Consider the following 19,200-nt stretch of genomic DNA (forward strand, 5'->3'; position numbering starts at 1 on the left):
GAATTGTAAAAAAGCAATAAAAATAATTAACAATTTTTTGGAGGTCTCCAGATAGATAGTAGAACTCTTGAAGAAAAATGATTTTGTAAAAAAGCTATTTTTTGTGGTTCTTTAAAATAATAGTTAGGAATAAATTTGAATAGTTTTATTTCTACGTTTATTGCTAAATTTTGATTAAATGAAAAGTCAGAATGATTATGGAGAGGTAAATCTCCATGATCATCGTGTTTCTCATCATGATGCTTGTTTAAATAATGATCCGCCAAGAAATGGACCATAGTAACGGCTCTATGATTATGATTGTGTTCAATGAAATGTGAAACCAAAATTGGTAGGCGCAAACTATCCTCAACAACAAAAGGAATTGTTAGTTGTAGGCAAATGATTAAAGTTATTATGTTTTTTAGAAATTTCACAAAACAAATTTAAGTACTTTTTTAGATTTTATTTTAAATGATATACTTATGCATTGACACATTAGGTTTCTTGTTTTAAAGAAAATTAAATAACCTGGTGACTTTTGCAAAATATTAAATTCATAACTTCATGATTGTTAATGACAATTAAATAAAGCATAAATGTAGAACATAAATTTAAGGATTTACTTAAGAATTACTTAAGGTCTGCTTCAAATAAACTTAATACTACTCGTGTTCCTATGTTTTCTTCACTGGTAATTGCAATATCAATGTTGAGTAATGAACACAGTCTTTTTACAATAGACAAGCCCAATCCGGTTCCTTTTATTTCAGGATGTTTATTCGATTTTGAACGGTAAAATTGATTGAAAATATTTTCTAAATCCTCAGTAGGTATTCCTATTCCAGTATCAACGATGTGACATTCAATTTGAGAATCAATTTCTTTTAAAGCAATTGATAAATGTCCGTTTTGATTCGAATACTTTAGCGCGTTTGATATTAGATTATTAATAATTATGGAAAATAAGTAACTATCTGTTTCGACATAATGATCTTTTGAAAATTCTGTAGAAACAATGATTTTTTTAGCTTGTATTATAGTTGAATTTCTGGCAATAGTATCTAAAAATATAGCGTTCAAATAGACTTTTTCTATTTTTAAACTTTGTTTTTGATTTTCAAATCGGGCCAATAAAAGCAACTGATCAACCAAATGATTCAACCGATTGACTTCTGTAACACAAAAATTAATTTTTTCTTCATATTCAGTTGTATTTCGGGGTTTTCGAATCAGAACTTCCAATGTTCCTTTGATTACCGTTAAAGGTGTTCTTAATTCATGCGATGCATCCGAAGTAAATTGTTTTTCTCTTTCGATAGCGGTTTCAATTCTATCTAATAAATTATTTATTGTTTGAGACAGAATATACAATTCGTCACGGTTTTGTGGCAATGGAATTCTGGATGTCAGATTGTCTTTAGTAATAATATTAGAAGTCGTGATTATGGAACTAATCGGTTTTATGCTCCTTCCGGCAATAAATCGTGCTATAAAGAAAAGTACCATTAGAATTAAAGGATAAACAATAAGCAAGACCTCAAATAAATTATTAAGTACCATTGTGGCATCTTCTAAAGACATTGCAATTATGATGTATCCAATAATTTTTGTTTTTTTATAAATGGGGACCTGAATTTGTCGAATTGAGTTATCGGCTAACTTTGTATCAAAGAGCTTGTTCTCCCCATTATTTTCATTGAAGATAAGAGCAGATTTTTTGAGATTAGGCGATTTTTCAATCACATTTCTATTTTGATCCACAAACTGAATAAACACAGGATTTACGTCTAATGTATTGTGTTCTTGTTCTTTCCATTCCTCTTTATGAATTAAATGAAAAGTATTGCCTACAATTTCAATTTCACTGAGATGTTTTTCTACTTCACTTGTAATATCGTTATTGACATGACTGTAGACACTGAATTTAACAATAGAATAAATGATAAAAAAAACTACAAAAATTAATAACGCTGTAGTAACGATATAATTAGAAGCAATTCTATTTTTAAAGGAAAGTTGTTGCATGTTTATTTAGTCATTAGCAATGTAGCCTACACCACGAACTGTTTTTATGTAATCTTGTTCAATTTTTAAATTCAATTTCTTACGGATGGCATTCATAAAAACATCGATTACACCGGTGTCATATTCAAAATGAATGTCCCACACATCTTCAATAATTTGGGGTCTAGTACATACTTTGCCTTTATTTTTGACCAAATACGTCAATAAATCAAATTCACGTTGAGTCAAATTCACTTCAGTATCACTAACTAAAACACGATGTTTGGCAATATCAATTTCTATAGTTCCAAGTTTTAGAATTTGATTTTCATTTTGGTTTCTAAAATGAATTTTGATGCGTTCCAGTAATTCATCAAAACTAAATGGTTTTTTGATATAATCATTGGCACCTGCTTTCAAACCTTCAATAGTTTCTTGTACTGTATCCCTTGCTGTCAAAAATAAGATTGGTGTAGTACTGTTTTTCAATCGAATGGCTTTACATAGTTCTAATCCAGTCATTTTAGGCAGCATCCAATCCAATAAAATCAGATCAAAATTATTTTTTTGTGTCAACTCAAATCCTTTTAAACCATCAGAAGCGCTGGTAATTGTATATCCTTCTTCCTCTAATCCTTGCTGAAGAAATTGAACAATTCCAGCTTCATCTTCTACGATTAATATGTGCATGATTGTATAATTTTAGGATTTATTGCATTATAAATTTGAATGCAATAGTACCAATGTTAGCATTAAGATTGTCACTTCTTTCGTAATGATTGAATCTAAAATCAATATTTTTCAAACCAAATTTCCAAATTTTTGCACCTGTGAAAATATCCGTATAATTAATTCCAAAACCATATTGATTTGCATCAAATGTAGCTAAATCAGCATCAGAGGTATAAAATTTTTCTGTTGACAAATGAGTTTCATAAGGCGCATAGTATTTAGAAGCCGTTTGTGTGTAATAGCGATACATTGGAAAAACGGTAAACCTATCGGATAATTTTATAGGAAGTTCAATCGTTGCGGTGTGCGATTGAATATCCCAATTATCGGAATAAAAACGATAATAGGTTCGCAATATAAATCGCTCGTTGATGTAATAATTCAAACGTGCACCAACAGGGATTTTAAATCGGGAATCCGGTAATCTTTCGATATCATCAGCCAGTTTATAAACTCCAGTATTCGTTGAACTTTCGTAACTATTAATGTATTGTGCCTGACCGATGTAATAATTAGCTTTATCCGCAAAATAAATTCGGTGATACGGTGAAGATAATAAACCTTGTTGTTGCAAAACATCAAAGAAGATTGAAAACTGTAGTTTTTTGGTTAAAACCTGAGAGAAACCAACTGAAGCCGAATAAGAGTTTCTATTTACACCACTTACCGTTTGAAATGCTGAAGGCAAATAATTTGTTGTGGTTTGCCCATTTTGATCCAAAACCGATACACCATTAAAATAGCCTTGATTTAAAAAATTAGCACCATATTTTGAATATTCGTGGAGTTCCGTTGGATAAATAGGTCTCCATTGATCCAGATACACATTGGCTTTCAAACTTAATTCTGTATTTTTTTCATTAAAAAGAGTTGCAATTCCTCCTCCAAAACCAACGGAAGTATAATCATACTCATTTGAAAATGAAACATCAGTATTCCAAATAAAATTTCTGGAATCACTACTATGACTATAATTGGCAACAATTGACACTAATTGATCACTTTTAGAAGCACCGGATGAAGCTTGCCAAGGAGTTCCACTAGGCGTTGGAGCTGCTACCCTATCATCATCACCGCCAGACGCACCTGTAGCATTGAATGGATTTATATTACTAGAAGACGCTGATGAATAAGCTGATATTCCTAAATCAATGGTTAAAACATCATCATCATTTAGTGGCATTGCAACTACAATATTTGAGGCAACATCAGTTAATTTTTCAGAACCTATACCTCCAGATACAGCTGATCTTGCTCCATCTTGATTGTAATAACTAGCTAGGAAATCGACTTCTGTACTTTCTAATACACGTTTCTTAAATGCTGGCGCAGGCGTTTTATCTTGTGCAAAGCCTATGCTACTAATTAATCCTAAAAAGAATAAAAATTTTATTTTCATGGTATAGAAATTACTAATTACTATATAAATTGTTGTTTTGTAAATTAGTTGCAACCACAACCGCCACCTGATTTACCTCCATTGGCTCCAGCCGCAGCTTCACGATATACTTGAAAAGAAGTTTCGTATCGCTCAGCAGTTCTTGCCGTTAGTTTCATATCAGGATCATTTATTTTTTCTTTTTCGTATTCTTTTACTGAACTGCACGATTGTAAAATCAAAAGTGTAAAAAATACAAAGGCTATTTTCTGTTTCATGAGTGTATTTTTTTATTAATCATATTTTTTGATATCAATTCCTTTTGACGAATAGATTTTGCCTTTATCATCAACAATAATGCATTCAAGTCCTTTAATTTGATTGACAAGATCCAACCCTACTTCTACTCCAAGGACAAAAATTCCTGTTGCCATGGCATCAGCGATTTCGGTTTGTTTTGCAAAAACAGAGACACTCACAATACCACTTGCTGGATAACCCGTTCTGGGATCAATTATGTGCGAATATCGGATTCCATTAAAATTCACATATTTTTCGTAACTTCCTGAAGTTTCCACGGCGCTGTCTTCTATTGGAAAAGTGGCAAAAATTTTATTCTTGTTCAAAGGATTTACGATTCCTACAGTCCAAGGTTTTCCATCCGGTTGTTTTCCCCAAGCATTAATATCACCTGAAACATTTATAATTCCAGAAATACAGCCTTTAGAAAATAATAAATCTTTCACTTTATCAGCAATATATCCTTGTCCAATTCCGCCCAAACCTAATTTCATTCCTTCAAATTTTAGAAAAATGGTATGGTCTTTTGGATTTAAAATAATGTTTTTATATCCAATTTTTGCGACTGATCTTTTTATAGCTTCTTCGGTTGGCATTACTTTCATCGAGCCATCAAACTTCCATATTTTATCCATAGATGCATACGAAATATCAAAGGCGCCATTGGTAATTTGAGAAATTTTTATCGCTCTTTCGACCAACTCAAAAACTTCGATATCCACTTTTACTGGTTTTATTCCTGCATTGCGATTGATTTCTGAGATTTGCGTTGTTGGAATCCAATCGGAAATTAAATTTTCAATTCGTTTTACATCGGCTACAGCCAAATCAATATATTCGTTGGCTTTTATAGTGTCATTTGCAACAACAGTAACCTCAAAAGGACTTCCTAACATCGATAACTTTCTTTTATGGGCGATTTGACCAACAGAAATAAAGGTTGTAAAGAATAGACATATTATAATTAGGCCTTTCATTATTTCTCAAAGGAATGAAGTAGTTTGATATAATCAGCAGGAGAAAGGTTTTTGAACCCTGTAATCCCTAAAACATTTCCTGTTTTATCCATAACTAACACTAAAGGAAAATTTCCAGATTTGTTGTATTGCTCTGCCAATTTTTTATTGCTGGCAGTTAGTTCTACTGACAATAAATTTGCTTTTTTCTTTGGAAAATCTGCTTTGTAAATAACCCATTTTTCATCAGCTTCTTTTTTAAATTCCTCTGACTTCCAAATGGTATTTTCTAATTTAATGCATGGAGCGCACCAATCTGATCCTGAAAAGACAAGAAGAATATTTTTGTCATCAGAAATGGCTTGTGCTTTTGCTTCTTCAAAATTAGCCTTCCAATTTTGAGAATACCCAAGTGTTCCTATAAAAAGAAACAAGAATAGGATCTGCTTTTTCATCTTTTAAATCTGTTTTAATACTGTAAAAGTATTTATTTCTAGTGAAGTATAGTTTTCTGACAGTGAAAATTAAGACAGAATTAATTTAACGACTTTTTACAGATATACATGATTCTTTATTGGACTAAACAATAACGGTCAAAGTTGTTCCAGATAATGTAGTCTGATATTGTTTTAAATTGGATGGCGCAGGTCCGGAAATTACGGTGCCAGTACTTGTAAACAGAGAATTATGCCTTGGGCAGACAAATACATTAGCTGATTTATCATAACCTAGCGTTACTCCCTCATGTGTGCACATAGAGGATACTGCCAGAAAAGCCCCTGTTGTGGTTCGTGCAATAATAATCCCTTTGGTGACTATAAAGCCTCCATTTGTTGACAAAGCTCCTGTGCTCACATCTACTGTGAAATTACTTGTGGCACTTGGTGTTGGTGTTGATGAGCCATCTGCATTTGAATCATCGGAGCTACAGCTAGTAGATAAACCAGCTATGCAAGTAGGTAACAAAACAGTTGCTGCTCCAAATCCTACTCTTGCAAAAAATTCTTTCCTAGTCATAATTATTTAGTTTTTGGTTGGTTATGATAAAGTACTTACGCAAAAGAAGTTGTTACAGTTTTTAATCTTAAAAAATAAAAAAGAAAGCTGTAAATAGTTCAATTTTTTTTATATAATTATTAGAAAAATCAATAGTATTCTTTCAAATTTAGTAGTTTTATTCAAATTCATATTGCATTTCAATGAAATATTAAGCAATTCTTAAAAAACGATGGCGAAAATTATGTATACTTTTGTAAGTAAAAATAGAATCATGACCTTTCTTAAAAAATTATCGCCTTTTTATTATTTATTACTTTTCTACATTATTGTAAGTTTCGTTTTAAGGATAGTTCTATTTTTTCATCCCATAACACAGACTTCATTTACTTGGACTGATACGCTATCGCTATTTGTTTTTGGATTTGTATCTGACTTTTTTGTTTTTGTTTTATTGAGTGGTTTTTTATGGGTTTATCTTATTTTCATCTCCAATTCAAAATATTATACCCCTTATGGTTATATTATTTTTGGGTTATTATTAGCGTTGTTACTTTATGTTTCAATCGGAAACACAATACTAAATGAATATGGTAGTGCTTTGCCAAAAATTGCAATCGCCTTTCTTTCCGTAAAAACTTTTTTGTTTGGATTACTTCTCTTTTTACCTAAATACCGTAACCAAATCAGATTTTGGTTATTCTCATTTGTCATTTTTATTTACGTAGTTTTAATTTTACAAAATGGAATCAGCGAATACTTTTTTTGGAATGAATTTGGGGTGAAATATAATTTTATCGCTGTAGATTATTTGGTTTACACTAATGAGGTTTTAGGTAATATTATGGAATCTTATCCTGTAATTCCATTGTTCTCCGCTTTATTCATAATTTCTGGACTGGTTACTTATTTTATTGTAAAAAAGTCAAAAAACTATATCCAAAGTATTCCTGCTTTTGTAGAGAAAATAAAATTATCCGGGATTTACTTAGTATTGTTTGGGTTCTCTTTACTGGCAATACCATTTTTATCCTCAAAAGAAAATGCTCATAATGTTTTTGCCAATGAACTTCAAGCTAATGGTATTTACAAATTCTATTTGGCCTTTATGCATAGTGAATTGGATTATTTTAAATTTTATAAAACCGTTCCAAACAGTGAAGCATATACACAATTAAAAAAGCAAATCTCTTCCATTTCAGGAGAAACGACTTGGAGACAAATACAAAATGAGGCAACCGAAAATCATAAAAATGTAGTATTGATTACCATTGAAAGTTACAGTGCAGAGTTTATGAAAATGTATGGTAACGAAAAGAATATTACTCCTTTTTTAGATAGTTTGGCAAACAAAAGTTTAGTTTTTACAAATCTTTACGCTGTGGGTAACAGAACCGTTCGCGGTCTAGAGGCCGTTACATTATGCTTTCCTCCTACAGCTGGAGAAAGTGTGGTAAAAAGAGAAGATAATAAAAATAAATTCTCTACTGGAAGCATTTTTAAACAAAAGGGATATGCGGTAAAATTCATGTATGGAGGCGATTCTTTTTTTGATAACATGGGTGATTTCTTTACCGGAAACGGATATGAAATTGTAGACAAAAAAACATTTGAACCAAACCAAATCACTTTTGCTAATATTTGGGGCGTTTGCGATGAAGACATGTACCATAAAGCTATCACGGAAATGAACAAAGAAGCAGCGGCAAATAAGCCGTTCTTCAATCACATTATGACAGTTAGTAATCACAGACCATTTACCTATCCAAATGGGAAAATTGATATTCCTGGCGATGCAAAATCTCGTGATGGTGGTGTAAAGTATACGGATTATGCGATGAAAAAATTCTTTGAAATGGCTAAAAAACAGCCTTGGTTTAATAACACCGTCTTTGTGATTCTAGCCGATCATTGTGCTTCGAGTGCAGGAAAAACAGAACTTCCAGCAGATAAATACAGGATTCCGGCGATGGTTTACAGTCCGGGATTCGTTGAGCCAAGAAAATATACTAATTTGATGTCACAAATTGATGTAATGCCAACAGTTTTTGGATTATTGAATTTTGATTACCAAAGTAAATTCTTTGGTCAGGATGTTTTAAAACCAGATTATAAACCAAGAGCTTTAATTGCTACTTATCAGGATTTAGGATTGATTAAAGACAATGTTTTAACAATTATTTCGCCGAAACAAACCGTAAAACAATTTCAATTGACTTTAAAACCAAACCAGAAAATAGGTTCCGATTTTCAAATTCATTATGATCAAATACCGGTCACAAAAGAAAGAATGGATTTAGTAAACGAAACGATTTCTTACTATCAAACAGCCTCGGATATGTTGAAGAAAAAGAAATACCAAAAAATTAATTAGCATAAAAAAACGGGTGAAATTGAAGTTTCACCCGTTTTGAAATCATTGATAAATATATTAGTCTTTTTCATTTGTCAACCCAAAAAGATCTCCTTTTGCATACGTCTTCATATCTTTTTTTAGAAGTTTGCTGTTTCTCTTAGTTAACGCTGGAGTATCAAGACCACTTAAATCGGGTTTACCGGCATTAACCCATGCAGTGTACCAAAAACTTGCCGTAACTGTAATGGCTTTTCTCATTTGTTTTTGAACCATTCCGTTCATATCAGCATGCAATTGTTTGGCATACTCATCAGAATACAAGGTTCCTCCGTATTTATTTTTTACAATTTCCCCACTAGCATCAGTCACAAATATTTTATTTTCAGGGGTCGCAGTTCTCAATTTTTTATCTATCGCTAATAGAGGTTCTACTAAACTATGAGTATCAAAAATCATGTCCCATGTTGCTTTTTCTACATTTTCAAGATAAACGCCTTGAGGTACGTTGAACTTATAATCCTTTGCAAACAATTCCGGCAAACGGCTTTCCCATAAAGAGTGAATTCCTTTTTGGTTGGTATTTTGCCCGTCGTGATTATCAGATGTGTGCAATGGCATGTGACCATCAGCAATATAATGTCCTAAATCACCTGCAATAAATAGTATTTCATTTTTCCTTTTTTCCTTAAATGCTTTGGTAAGTTTTACCATTAAATCTTGAATATGCCAAGGTAAAATTCCGTTTTTGGTCAAGAATTTTTCGTCGTATTTTAGCTTCGCTTCGTCCATAGTCTTAGGAAATGTAGCCACATCTCCAAAGTTTTCCATATCAAAATAATGACGTGGTGGTTCCATTTTATCATTCAAAACATTTCTTCTTAAATCCGGAACGGTAGATTCCTGAGTAATGAAATCAATATGATTGTAAAAAAAAGTCTGTAATGGTTTTGGCAATGCCATTACTGCAGCTCTATTGATTCGTTCGTGACCAATAACGCCCCAAGACAAAAGAAAAAGTGCAACTCCAAGAGCAGATAAAGTCACAAGTGTAGGTTTAATTTTAAAATTTTTCATTAAATTTATTTTTTTGAGGTACAAATGTATTTCTTTAAATCGTTATTAGAAAAAATTGGGTTTAAGATTCTGTTAATTAAAAAAAGAAAACAACAAATATGTTTCGACATCAAGGAAAAAACAGAACTTTTATTCATAATCTTCGTTTAGCCACTTTATTATCTTTTGTTGCCGGAATCGTAAATGTTACCGGAGTTTTATCGGTACAAACACTAACAACAAATGTGACGGGACATTTCGCCTATTTTGCCGAAGAAATCATGAAACGAGATTACACAGCCGCAATCACTTTTTTTGTATTCACTATTTTCTTTTTGTTTGGTGCCTTTACTTCTAATTTTTTAGCGGAATTGATTTCGAAAAAACATCCCAATTTATCACATGTTATTCCTATTTCATTAGAAATGATTGTTTTGATTAGTGTTGGAGTTTTTGGAATCGCCTCGGATTTATCTAGTTTCGAAGGAAAATGGATTGCTTTTGCGATGCTTTTCGCGATGGGAATACAAAATTCTTTGGTAACCAAAATTTCTCAATCTACTGTCAGAACAACGCATTTAACGGGACTTTTTACCGATTTAGGAATAGAGCTGTCGCAATTGTTCTTTTATAAAAAACCCGAAGAAAACAAGAAATTAAAAACCAGTATTTACCTCCGATTATCGATTATTATTTTCTTTTTTATCGGCTGTATTTCAGGTGGTTTTTTGTATAATTTACTAGAAATGAAAACGCTTTTTGTTGCTGCAACCTTTTTGTTGTTTGCGCTTCTGTATGATTATATCCGATTGCAATTTCATGTGATCAAACGAAAAACATTCCGTCACAAAACTATCTTAGATAAATAATCGAGACCAAAGTCGCAATTGTAATAAATGTCCATAGCAAAACGCCTTGCGCAAGTGGTTTTAATCCCACTGATTTCAATACATTAATATTTAGTCCAGCTCCAATAAGAAACAAAGTTACTGTTAAGCCTATTTTGGAAACGGAAACCAAGTGTGACCGTATACTCTCCATTTGTGGCAAATAAGTATTGGCAATCATCGCCAAAATAAACAATCCGATAAAATAAGGGATTTTTAATTTACCCGATTTATTTTTAAAAATAAATGCTGTAGTCAGTGCGACAGGAATAATCCATAACGCTCGGGCTAATTTTACCATTGTAGCAATTTGCAAGGCTTCGGGGCCAAATTTACTCGCCGCTCCTACCACAGAACTTGTGTCATGAATAGCAATGGCACACCATAATCCAAACTCTTTTTGAGTTAAATCCAACCAATGACCCACGGCAGGAAATAAAAACAGCGCCACCGAATTCAGAATGAATATCACTCCCAAAGCAACTGAAGTTTGTTTTTCATTGGATTTAATTACTGGAGCAATCGCAGCAATGGCACTTCCTCCACAAATTGCAGTGCCACAAGAAATTAAATGAGATGTTTTCTTTTCCGTTTTAAACCATTTTCCTAAAAAAGTTCCTAAAACTAAAGTACTCACAATAGAAATAATGGTGAACAAAAAACCTTCTTTTCCTGCAGAAACCGCACTGTGAACATTCATTCCAAATCCTAAACCAACTACTGAGAACTGCAACAGATAATTAGTGGTTTTGTGATTTAATTCTAAAAAAGGATGCCCAAAAAGATTGGCTACAATCAATCCTAATACTAAAGCAATCGGCGGAGAAACAAAAATTGTGGTACAAAACAATAGCAAGACAACAAAAATAAGTTGCTGCAAAGGGGCATTTACTTTAAAAAAAATAAAAGATTCTTTTTGTATGACTTTTTGATGCGTTTCCAATGTAAAGTTGTTGAATTAGTACAGTACAAAGGTCAGCTGATAAATCTATTTATGCCAATCGCAAATTATAATCTGCTATAACTTTAAATTATAATGATTAGAAATATTCTGGATAAACAAATCCGATAAAGAATCAGTTTTTCCTTGTAACGTAATGACGTAAAAGAAACGTTCAATAACTAAGTCTTTAATATCTAATATAGCCAATTCATTGTTTTGAAGTTCTTTTTTTATCGCATGAATGGATATAAAAGCCACGCAGTCAGAGTTTATCAAATAGGATTTTATGCTTTCAGTACTTCCTAATTGCATTTCAATTTGTAGTTCTGATAGTTTAATTTCAAATGGTTTTAATGCATGTTCAATAACTTCAAGTGTTCCAGAACCCTGTTCCCTCATTAAAAAATGCATGTTTTTAAGATCTTCCTGAGTCACTTCATCAAAACTTACTAACGGATTGGAACTCTTACAAACTAGAACCAATTCATCTTTTAAAAACTCGGTATATTTAATGGATTTATTTTTTGATTGCCCTTCAACAATTCCTATTTCAATTTCCTGGTTTAGTAAAGCATTTTCTATTTGCTCGGTGTTTCCATTGAGTAAACTCACTTTTACATCTTGTAATTTTTGATGGAAACGAGCTAAAAGTGGCGGAATTATATACTGAGAAATCGTTGTACTGGCGCCTAATCGCAACAAACCAGAACGTTGATTAATAAGCGTGCTCATATCAAAATCAATTTCTCTATATAGTTCGAAAATATTTTTGGTGTGTTTTAATAATACTTCACCGGCAGTTGTCAATGCGATTTTAGAACCATTCCTGTCAAACAATTTGATTTTATATTGCTCTTCTAACTCTTGAATATGTTTGGAAATCGCAGGTTGCGTAATGAATAATTCGGTTGCTGCTTTTGTAAAACTCAAACGATTTGCAACGGTATAAAATACTTTCAGTCTAAAATCCATGTTATTTAATTGTATTAGAGTAATCCGTTGTATTTTCGAACAAACCATTCCGTTGCCAACAAAAATGAAATTAAAACCAATAACCAAATCCAATCTATCAAAGGAGTTTTAGTAACAATGTTCTTCTCTATCGCTTTGTATTCGTCATTTTCCAAAAGCGTTTTAATCAACACATCAACTTGGTCCGAAAAAAAAGCTTTTCCTTGTGTTTGTGTGGCTAATTGCGTCAATTTTTCGACATCTGGATTTACAAATTGCTTTTCGATATCAAAATCAAGAATTTCAAAACTACTGGAATAAGTCGTTTTAGAATTTAATTCTTTTACTGTAAACGCATAAGAACCCGCTTTCAATCCGTCAAGATTGACTTTATAGGAATTATTTCCTTTTAGTAAATCGTAATTTTTAGTTTGCTTCGTTTTAGTATTGGTCACCGCAATTGTCAAACGGGCTTTTTCATCAAACTCATAATTTTTATTAAAAAATTGAGCGGTTATTTCAATGGCTTCACCTGAATTATAAAAACTTTCATGTTCCACCACCAGTGATTTTTTAGAATTATTAGAAGCCAGAAATTGAATAATCTTATCGATGAAAACATCATATTTTTCAAAAGATTGATTGTTGACATGGGTTTGCAAACGCCATTTCCAACTGTTTTCTCCTAAAAGATAAGCGGCTCGTTTCCCCTGATTTTCGGCAAAAGCCAACAAAGGTGAATTGGTATTTATAGCTCTGATTTTGGACGATAGCAAAACAGACACCGCACCTTTTGCAGTTACGGTTCCAAAAGCATTTTGCAAAGGCGGTAAATTTTCAAAGCCGATATTGTCAGCTGCAAATAAATTAAACTGCTCATTAAAAACCGACAAATAATCTTCTTTTTGTCCGCTCATTTTAAAGTTCAAATTATCCTGCTGCTGATTCAGAAAATTAAAATCGGTGTTGTTTCCTGTTATGATAAACGTATTGATTCCGGCAGCTCTATTACTCTCAAAAATAGTTTTAAACTCGGTTGTTGGTTGGTATAAAATCAAAACATTATAATCTTGCAATGATTTGATTTCATTTGGTTTAACGATCGTTACTTTACGCTGTACATTCGATTCAACTGCTCTTTTCATTGCGCCTAAATCAGGATGACTTATAGCTGAAATAATAGCAATATTTGTTTTTTGGTCAATGACTTCAACCGCAAAATTCTTAGTGTTATTATACGTGTTTTTTTCTTTTTCTTTTGATGATATTGTAGCTTTAAAAACCTGTAATCCTATTTTATCAGCCGGTAAAAGTATGTTTACAGTTGCTGTTTTCTTAAATGGAGAAAAAGTAATTGATTGTTTACTGAATACCGAATTACCTTGCGAAATAACAAAATCAGCTGTTACACTTTTAGTTCCTGAATACTTTAAAAAAGCTTCGACAGGAAATTTATTCTTATGAAAAGCATATTTATTAACATTCAGTTGATTGATTTTGAAATCTAAAAAAGTCGTTGTATCGCCTACAATCACAGGATATACTTTATTTACAGCATCAAAACTGTAGACATAATCATTACCCGAAGTTTGATTTCCATCTGTAATCAAAACCGTTGGATATGTTCTGTTTTTATAAATGCTTTTTAGATTTTTGGCAACAACATCTATATTAGTTTGAGTTCCTTTAAAATCAAAAGCTTCTGTAAGTTCAAAGTCATCGGAAAACTGATACGATTGCACATCAAATTTCTCTTGTAAATCAGAGTTAGATTGTATTTTTTTATACAATTCTAATGCTTTTTCATTGGCATTCAAAAAAGAAATAGAACTCGAATTATCAACAACAATGGGCAAAGGCGTTTTTACCGTTTCAAGCGTATTTTTAGTTACTATTGGATTAATCAACAACAATAAAAGTCCAAAAATGGATAAGAAACGCAAAAAAGCCAAAAACCAACCGACTTTCGATTTGTTTTTGGCTTTGTAGATATATTGAAAATACGACAAACCACCAGCTATTAGTAATGAAAGAAGTAATAATAGTAGCGTATTTGTTGTCATTTATTCTTTATTAAATGATTGAAGGATTTAATGATTAAAAAAATAATTATTTAGTTCAGAAATCTTTAAATCTTTGAATTTTACAATCTTTTAATTGAATTTTAAGTAAGCATTCCTCCACAAACATTCATAACCTGTCCGGTTACATACGCGCTCATGTCCGAGGCAAAGAAAAGACATGCATTGGCAACATCTTCAGTCGTTCCGCCGCGTTTCAACGGAATTCCGTCTCTCCATCCTTTTACAACATCTTCGTTTAATTTAGCCGTCATTTCCGTTTCTATAAATCCTGGAGCAATTACATTACAACGAATGTTACGAGATCCTAATTCCAATGCTACTGATTTAGAAAAACCAATAACTCCCGCTTTAGAAGCAGCATAATTCGTTTGTCCAGCATTTCCTTTTACTCCCACAACAGAACTCATATTGATAATTGAACCAGAACGTTGCTTCAAAAACGTACGTTGAATGGCTTTAGTCATATTAAAAACCGACTTTAAGTTAACATCAATTACTTGATCAAAATCACCTTCTGACATACGCATCAAAAGGTTGTCTTTGGTAATTCCGGCGTTATTGATTAAAATGTCAACCGTTCCAAATTCAGCCAAAACCGCATCTACAAGAGTTTGCGCTTCATTAAAATCCGCAGCATTCGATTGGTACCCTTTGGCTTTAATTCCAAGAGCATTCAATTCATTTTCAAGAGCCAAAGCAGATTCTACTGATGAACTATATGTAAAGGCTACATTTGCACCATGTTTTGCAAAAACTTCAGCAATTCCTTTTCCAATTCCTCGACTCGCACCAGTAATTATGGCAACTTTTCCTTCTAGTAATTTCATATTCAAAAATTAGTTTAAATTTTATTTGGAGCTATTCCTGCTATCCGCTTCAATCTTTTATGAACGCTATCGCTTACATAAAAGGATTTTCACTACTATCAGGGCTATCTTACACTCGTCAAATATATAATAATTCCCTTTTTAAAAAAAATTCAAAAGCAATAACAGTCAAAATTCAACTCTTAAATTTTAAAGAAACGCTTTGTCCATTTATCCCAAAACGAACTGTAAATAGCTACTAATGTAAAAACTAGTAGAAATAGATGATACCATGCATTACTAATTAAGTCAAAGAAATCTAATTTCCCATTAGCGTAGCTCAATATAAGCAATACTTGAGCACCATAAGGTAAAATCCCTTGAATTATACACGAGAAAATATCCAGAATTGCAGCCGTTTTTTTAGGATTTAATTCGTACTCATCGTTAATTTCTTTAGCAATTGGCCCTGTAATTACAATAGAAACCGTATTATTCGCTATCGCTAAATTAGCAAAACCTACTATAGCGCCAATTCCCGCTTGAGCTGATTTTTTACTTTTAATTCTTTTTTTAATCTGAACTAATAAATACGTTATTCCGCCCGCTTTATCTACCATGGCAGCTAAACCTCCGGTAAGCATAGACAACAAGAAAATATCAGTCATACTAGTAAAGCCTTCATATATCTTTTGCGTAAACTCCATTAGCGTAAATGAACCACTAAAATATCCAATAATACCTGCTAATAAAGTACCAATAAGCAATGTTGAAAATACATTAACACCCACAACCGCTAATACGATTACTAAAATGTAAGGTACAATTGCTATCCATGAAAAATCATTTTTTGCAATGGCAACAGTCACAATATCAGAGTTTAAACCAAGATAAAAGAAAACCAAAATAGTAAAAACTGCAGCAGGGAAGGCAATGAACAAGTTAATTTTGAACTTGTCTTTTAGATCACACCCTAATGATTGCGTTGCTGCAATAGTAGTATCAGAAATCATGGAAAGATTGTCACCAAGCATAGAACCACCTAATAAAGCGCCAGATATAAGCGGTAATGAAGCACCACTTTTATCAGCTAAAGCGACAGCTATTGGACCAATCGCTACAATTGCACCTACTGAAGTTCCTGTAGCAGTTGATAAAAAAGAGGCAATCAAGAAAATACCTAACGGAAAGTAAGCAACGTCAATCGTATTTATCCCAAGGTTCACCACAGCGTCAACTCCGCCCATCGCTTTACTTACCACTGCGAACGCTCCCGCTAGCAAGTAAATTAAACACATGGTCATGATTTTACTTTCGCCACAACCTGCGATTAACGTTTCAACTTTATCCTCAGTTGAGGATTTGAATAATAAAAAAGCGGCGATTATACCAACTAAAACAGCTACTGGAGATGGGAAAGCATAAAAATCATTCAAAATAATTCCCGCTCCCAAAAAAGTAAAAATAAAAACAAATAAAGGAATCAAGGCAAAGGCATTTCCTTTTTCTTTAGAAAATAAAGTCATAAAAATAATTTTAAATTAAAAATTATGACGAAAAACGAAGCTAAATATGGGAATGTAAACAACATTTTTTCCAAAGGATTTGGCTTATCGTTTTAGCACCTTGCTTGTTGTTGCAGGTTGCTATCCTATTGAAGGATTCGTGATAACGGGTGCAAAAGTAATTAATTATTTATGAAATATTTTGAATTTCACTCAAAAAAATAATAAAACAAAAAAAGCGCCACATAAAAATGTAGCGCTTAAATATAAAATTCTGAAAAACAGTCGTTAACTTTTAGAAAGCTACATTCCATTTTGGTAATCTTCCATTTTCGTCAAGGAAGTTTTGTAAAACTTGTCCTTCTACAAATGTAGGAATCACTTTTGTCTTATCATTGAATGTCTCATACCAAACTACCTCTAGTGTGCTGATATCTTCAATTTTCATTTGTGCAGGCCAAGAATATTTTCTTCCAGTTTTTGCAAATTGGTGGCCTTCTACAATTTTATCTTTAAGTCCACCATTTTTAATTTTCAAAGTTCCGTTATTTTGAACAGTTCCAGTAGAACCAACCATAATTAACTCTTTTTCATCTCCTACTGAATACACTAAAAATACTCCAGATCCTTCTGATGCATTGCAAACTTCTGCTAAACTATCTTCTGTAGTAAATGAAAACTGATTGCTAACTTTGAATTTTTTTAACTCTTTGTACATATTATTTTATTTTTATTTGAACTGGCTTCGACAAAAAAATACCCCACAAAATCGTGAGGCCCATTAGAAAACCATTCGTTTATGTTTGTTCTTATTACAATTGAATCTGTAAAAACAGAAATATTTAATAAAGTGCAAAGATATTTCTTTAATTCAATTAATAATAAAAAAGCCCCACAAATTGTGAGGCTTCTAGAAATATTTAATAAGAGTTTAGATTAACCTAAAACTTCTTTTACTTTTTTACCAATTTCAGCTGGAGAATCTACTACGTGAATTCCACATTCTCTCATGATTTGTTTTTTAGCTTCAGCAGTATCATCAGATCCACCAACGATTGCACCAGCATGTCCCATTGTACGTCCTGCTGGAGCGGTAACTCCTGCGATGAAACCTACAACTGGTTTACGGTTACCATCAGCTTTGATCCAATGAGCAGCATCAGCTTCTAATTGTCCACCAATTTCACCTATCATTACGATACATTCTGTTTCTGGGTCATTCATCAATAATTCAACCGCTTCTTTTGTAGTAGTTCCAATGATTGGGTCTCCACCAATACCAATTGCAGTAGTGATTCCTAATCCTTGTTTTACAACTTGGTCAGCAGCTTCATACGTTAATGTTCCAGATTTAGAAACAATACCAACAGTTCCTTTCTTAAAAACAAATCCTGGCATAATACCAACTTTAGCTTCACCCGGAGTAATAATTCCAGGGCAGTTTGGACCTATTAATCTTGCATTTCTTTCTTTAACATAACTATTTGCTTTTATCATGTCAGCAACAGGAATTCCTTCAGTAATTGCAATAATTACTTTGATTCCAGCATCAGCAGCTTCCATAATTGCATCTGCAGCAAAAGCCGGCGGTACAAAAATGATAGTTGTATCAGCACCTGCTTGTTCTACAGCATCTTTTACAGTATTGAAAACTGGTCGGTCTAAGTGCGAAGTTCCACCTTTTCCTGGAGTTACACCACCAACAACGTTAGTACCGTACTCAATCATTTGAGAAGCATGGAAAGTTCCTTCGCTTCCTGTAAAACCTTGAACAATTATTTTGGAATCTTTATTAACTAAAACACTCATGATATATTTTTTATGTAGTTTTTAAAATTGTTATGCAAAAGTATAAAATAGTAATCAGTAATCTGTATTCAGTATTCAGTTTTTTGATACTAAATTATGATAATTGACTCATTTGATACCCTCGAAATAGTTTATTATCTTTTATTTGCCAAATAACCATAAAATGGGCCAATAACATTTCTTCTCTGGGGTTCTCAATCGTTTTCACAAAATGTGAATATCGTAGCGAAATAGTATCATTTTCACTTACAATATGACTAATCCTTACCTTTGAACGAACATAGGCTTTACTTAAATCATTGGACAGACTTAATAGAGAATTGTAGTCCAATTGAACCAATCCTTTACTACTATTCCACTCAACGATAACTTCAGGATGCAAAAAATCTTTTAGGACTTCGCTATCTATAAGGGCATCTGATTTGTAAAATTTCTGAACGATTTCTTTAGCAGACATA

The 19,200-nt window shown here is 32.5% G+C and carries 19 protein-coding genes and 1 riboswitch; of the genes, 2 read left to right on the forward strand and 17 right to left on the reverse strand.

Features of this window, described 5'->3' with window-relative positions; translation table 11 throughout:
- Positions 1-26 precede the first annotated feature (26 nt).
- From V5J73_RS07380 to V5J73_RS07415, 8 genes are all read right to left on the reverse strand, one after another.
- Entirely contained in the window at positions 27-416 is a 390-nt protein-coding gene (locus tag V5J73_RS07380) for a hypothetical protein (protein WP_315177125.1), read from the reverse strand.
- 196 nt (positions 417-612) lie between these two features.
- Positions 613-2,007 carry a sensor histidine kinase gene (locus tag V5J73_RS07385; RefSeq protein WP_338644589.1) on the reverse strand — a complete coding sequence of 465 codons (1,395 nt, stop codon included), beginning with the start codon at positions 2,005-2,007 and terminating at the stop codon, positions 613-615.
- Between the two features lie 6 nt (positions 2,008-2,013).
- A complete protein-coding gene (locus V5J73_RS07390; RefSeq protein WP_338644590.1) occupies positions 2,014-2,676 on the reverse strand; it encodes a response regulator transcription factor in 663 nt (220 codons plus the stop codon).
- Between the two features lie 19 nt (positions 2,677-2,695).
- Positions 2,696-4,117: a DUF3570 domain-containing protein gene (locus tag V5J73_RS07395; protein ID WP_338644593.1), complete on the reverse strand. Its 1,422-nt coding sequence runs from the start codon at positions 4,115-4,117 to the stop codon at positions 2,696-2,698.
- Positions 4,118-4,161: 44 nt separating this feature from the next.
- Positions 4,162-4,374 carry a DUF4266 domain-containing protein gene (locus tag V5J73_RS07400; protein ID WP_338644595.1) on the reverse strand — a complete coding sequence of 71 codons (213 nt, stop codon included), beginning with the start codon at positions 4,372-4,374 and terminating at the stop codon, positions 4,162-4,164.
- A gap of 15 nt (positions 4,375-4,389) precedes the next feature.
- Positions 4,390-5,373, reverse strand: coding sequence for an FAD:protein FMN transferase (locus V5J73_RS07405; RefSeq protein ID WP_445236397.1), 984 nt, complete (start codon positions 5,371-5,373; stop codon positions 4,390-4,392).
- Positions 5,373-5,807, reverse strand: coding sequence for a thioredoxin family protein (locus V5J73_RS07410; protein ID WP_338644599.1), 435 nt, complete (start codon positions 5,805-5,807; stop codon positions 5,373-5,375). The genes V5J73_RS07405 and V5J73_RS07410 overlap by 1 nt, the downstream gene beginning before the upstream one ends.
- 124 nt (positions 5,808-5,931) lie before the next feature.
- On the reverse strand, positions 5,932-6,369 hold the full coding sequence (locus tag V5J73_RS07415; protein WP_338644601.1) for a QcrA and Rieske domain-containing protein: 438 nt from the start codon (positions 6,367-6,369) through the stop codon (positions 5,932-5,934).
- Positions 6,370-6,622: 253 nt separating this feature from the next.
- Here V5J73_RS07415 and V5J73_RS07420 point away from each other — a divergent pair, with 253 nt between their 5' ends.
- Positions 6,623-8,722 (forward strand): LTA synthase family protein, encoded by a 2,100-nt coding sequence (locus tag V5J73_RS07420; protein ID WP_338644603.1) that lies wholly within the window; start codon positions 6,623-6,625, stop codon positions 8,720-8,722.
- A 57-nt stretch (positions 8,723-8,779) separates the two neighbouring features.
- Here the strand turns inward: V5J73_RS07420 and V5J73_RS07425 are convergent, their stop codons facing one another.
- Positions 8,780-9,778 (reverse strand): zinc dependent phospholipase C family protein, encoded by a 999-nt coding sequence (locus V5J73_RS07425; RefSeq protein ID WP_338644604.1) that lies wholly within the window; start codon positions 9,776-9,778, stop codon positions 8,780-8,782.
- A 98-nt stretch (positions 9,779-9,876) separates the two neighbouring features.
- Here V5J73_RS07425 and V5J73_RS07430 point away from each other — a divergent pair, with 98 nt between their 5' ends.
- Positions 9,877-10,626, forward strand: coding sequence for a YoaK family protein (locus V5J73_RS07430; protein ID WP_338644606.1), 750 nt, complete (start codon positions 9,877-9,879; stop codon positions 10,624-10,626).
- On the opposite strand, the gene V5J73_RS07435 is transcribed toward V5J73_RS07430, so the two are convergent.
- The 8 genes from V5J73_RS07435 to V5J73_RS07470 form a co-directional block, all read right to left on the reverse strand.
- Positions 10,610-11,587 (reverse strand): YeiH family protein, encoded by a 978-nt coding sequence (locus V5J73_RS07435; protein ID WP_338644608.1) that lies wholly within the window; start codon positions 11,585-11,587, stop codon positions 10,610-10,612. The two genes, V5J73_RS07430 and V5J73_RS07435, sit on opposite strands and share 17 nt — an antisense overlap.
- A gap of 75 nt (positions 11,588-11,662) precedes the next feature.
- A complete protein-coding gene (locus tag V5J73_RS07440; protein ID WP_338644610.1) occupies positions 11,663-12,559 on the reverse strand; it encodes a LysR substrate-binding domain-containing protein in 897 nt (298 codons plus the stop codon).
- A gap of 14 nt (positions 12,560-12,573) precedes the next feature.
- Complete coding sequence (locus tag V5J73_RS07445; RefSeq protein WP_338644612.1) at positions 12,574-14,601, reverse strand: hypothetical protein; 2,028 nt, start codon at positions 14,599-14,601, stop codon at positions 12,574-12,576.
- A 101-nt stretch (positions 14,602-14,702) separates the two neighbouring features.
- On the reverse strand, positions 14,703-15,449 hold the full coding sequence (gene fabG / locus V5J73_RS07450) for a 3-oxoacyl-[acyl-carrier-protein] reductase (RefSeq protein ID WP_113665733.1): 747 nt from the start codon (positions 15,447-15,449) through the stop codon (positions 14,703-14,705).
- Between the two features lie 182 nt (positions 15,450-15,631).
- Positions 15,632-16,954 carry a Na+/H+ antiporter NhaC family protein gene (locus V5J73_RS07455; protein WP_338644614.1) on the reverse strand — a complete coding sequence of 441 codons (1,323 nt, stop codon included), beginning with the start codon at positions 16,952-16,954 and terminating at the stop codon, positions 15,632-15,634.
- Positions 16,955-17,008: 54 nt separating this feature from the next.
- Positions 17,009-17,105, reverse strand: a riboswitch (SAM-I-IV-variant riboswitch).
- Between the two features lie 123 nt (positions 17,106-17,228).
- On the reverse strand, positions 17,229-17,651 hold the full coding sequence (locus V5J73_RS07460; protein WP_121342069.1) for a hypothetical protein: 423 nt from the start codon (positions 17,649-17,651) through the stop codon (positions 17,229-17,231).
- A gap of 218 nt (positions 17,652-17,869) precedes the next feature.
- Positions 17,870-18,742, reverse strand: coding sequence for a succinate--CoA ligase subunit alpha (gene sucD, locus V5J73_RS07465; protein WP_338644616.1), 873 nt, complete (start codon positions 18,740-18,742; stop codon positions 17,870-17,872).
- Between the two features lie 94 nt (positions 18,743-18,836).
- Entirely contained in the window at positions 18,837-19,199 is a 363-nt protein-coding gene (locus V5J73_RS07470; RefSeq protein ID WP_338644618.1) for a nuclear transport factor 2 family protein, read from the reverse strand.
- Between the last annotated feature and the right edge of the window lies 1 nt (position 19,200).

This window comes from Flavobacterium sp. KS-LB2 (assembly GCF_036895565.1).
GTDB lineage: Bacteria > Bacteroidota > Bacteroidia > Flavobacteriales > Flavobacteriaceae > Flavobacterium.

Bases quoted from the DNA above. Each gene is read 5' to 3' on its own strand.
- V5J73_RS07385 (WP_338644589.1), bottom strand. From the start codon at position 2,007: ATGCAACAACTTTCCTTTAAAAATAGAATTGCTTCTAATTATATCGTT.
- V5J73_RS07390 (WP_338644590.1), bottom strand. From the start codon at position 2,676: ATGCACATATTAATCGTAGAAGATGAAGCTGGAATTGTTCAATTTCTT.
- V5J73_RS07395 (WP_338644593.1), bottom strand. From the start codon at position 4,117: ATGAAAATAAAATTTTTATTCTTTTTAGGATTAATTAGTAGCATAGGC.
- V5J73_RS07400 (WP_338644595.1), bottom strand. From the start codon at position 4,374: ATGAAACAGAAAATAGCCTTTGTATTTTTTACACTTTTGATTTTACAA.
- V5J73_RS07405 (WP_445236397.1), bottom strand. From the start codon at position 5,373: ATGAAAGGCCTAATTATAATATGTCTATTCTTTACAACCTTTATTTCT.
- V5J73_RS07410 (WP_338644599.1), bottom strand. From the start codon at position 5,807: ATGAAAAAGCAGATCCTATTCTTGTTTCTTTTTATAGGAACACTTGGG.
- V5J73_RS07415 (WP_338644601.1), bottom strand. From the start codon at position 6,369: ATGACTAGGAAAGAATTTTTTGCAAGAGTAGGATTTGGAGCAGCAACT.
- V5J73_RS07420 (WP_338644603.1), top strand. From the start codon at position 6,623: ATGACCTTTCTTAAAAAATTATCGCCTTTTTATTATTTATTACTTTTC.
- V5J73_RS07425 (WP_338644604.1), bottom strand. From the start codon at position 9,778: ATGAAAAATTTTAAAATTAAACCTACACTTGTGACTTTATCTGCTCTT.
- V5J73_RS07430 (WP_338644606.1), top strand. From the start codon at position 9,877: ATGTTTCGACATCAAGGAAAAAACAGAACTTTTATTCATAATCTTCGT.
- V5J73_RS07440 (WP_338644610.1), bottom strand. From the start codon at position 12,559: ATGGATTTTAGACTGAAAGTATTTTATACCGTTGCAAATCGTTTGAGT.
- V5J73_RS07445 (WP_338644612.1), bottom strand. From the start codon at position 14,601: ATGACAACAAATACGCTACTATTATTACTTCTTTCATTACTAATAGCT.
- fabG (WP_113665733.1), bottom strand. From the start codon at position 15,449: ATGAAATTACTAGAAGGAAAAGTTGCCATAATTACTGGTGCGAGTCGA.
- V5J73_RS07455 (WP_338644614.1), bottom strand. From the start codon at position 16,954: ATGACTTTATTTTCTAAAGAAAAAGGAAATGCCTTTGCCTTGATTCCT.
- V5J73_RS07460 (WP_121342069.1), bottom strand. From the start codon at position 17,651: ATGTACAAAGAGTTAAAAAAATTCAAAGTTAGCAATCAGTTTTCATTT.
- sucD (WP_338644616.1), bottom strand. From the start codon at position 18,742: ATGAGTGTTTTAGTTAATAAAGATTCCAAAATAATTGTTCAAGGTTTT.
- V5J73_RS07470 (WP_338644618.1), bottom strand. From the start codon at position 19,199: ATGTCTGCTAAAGAAATCGTTCAGAAATTTTACAAATCAGATGCCCTT.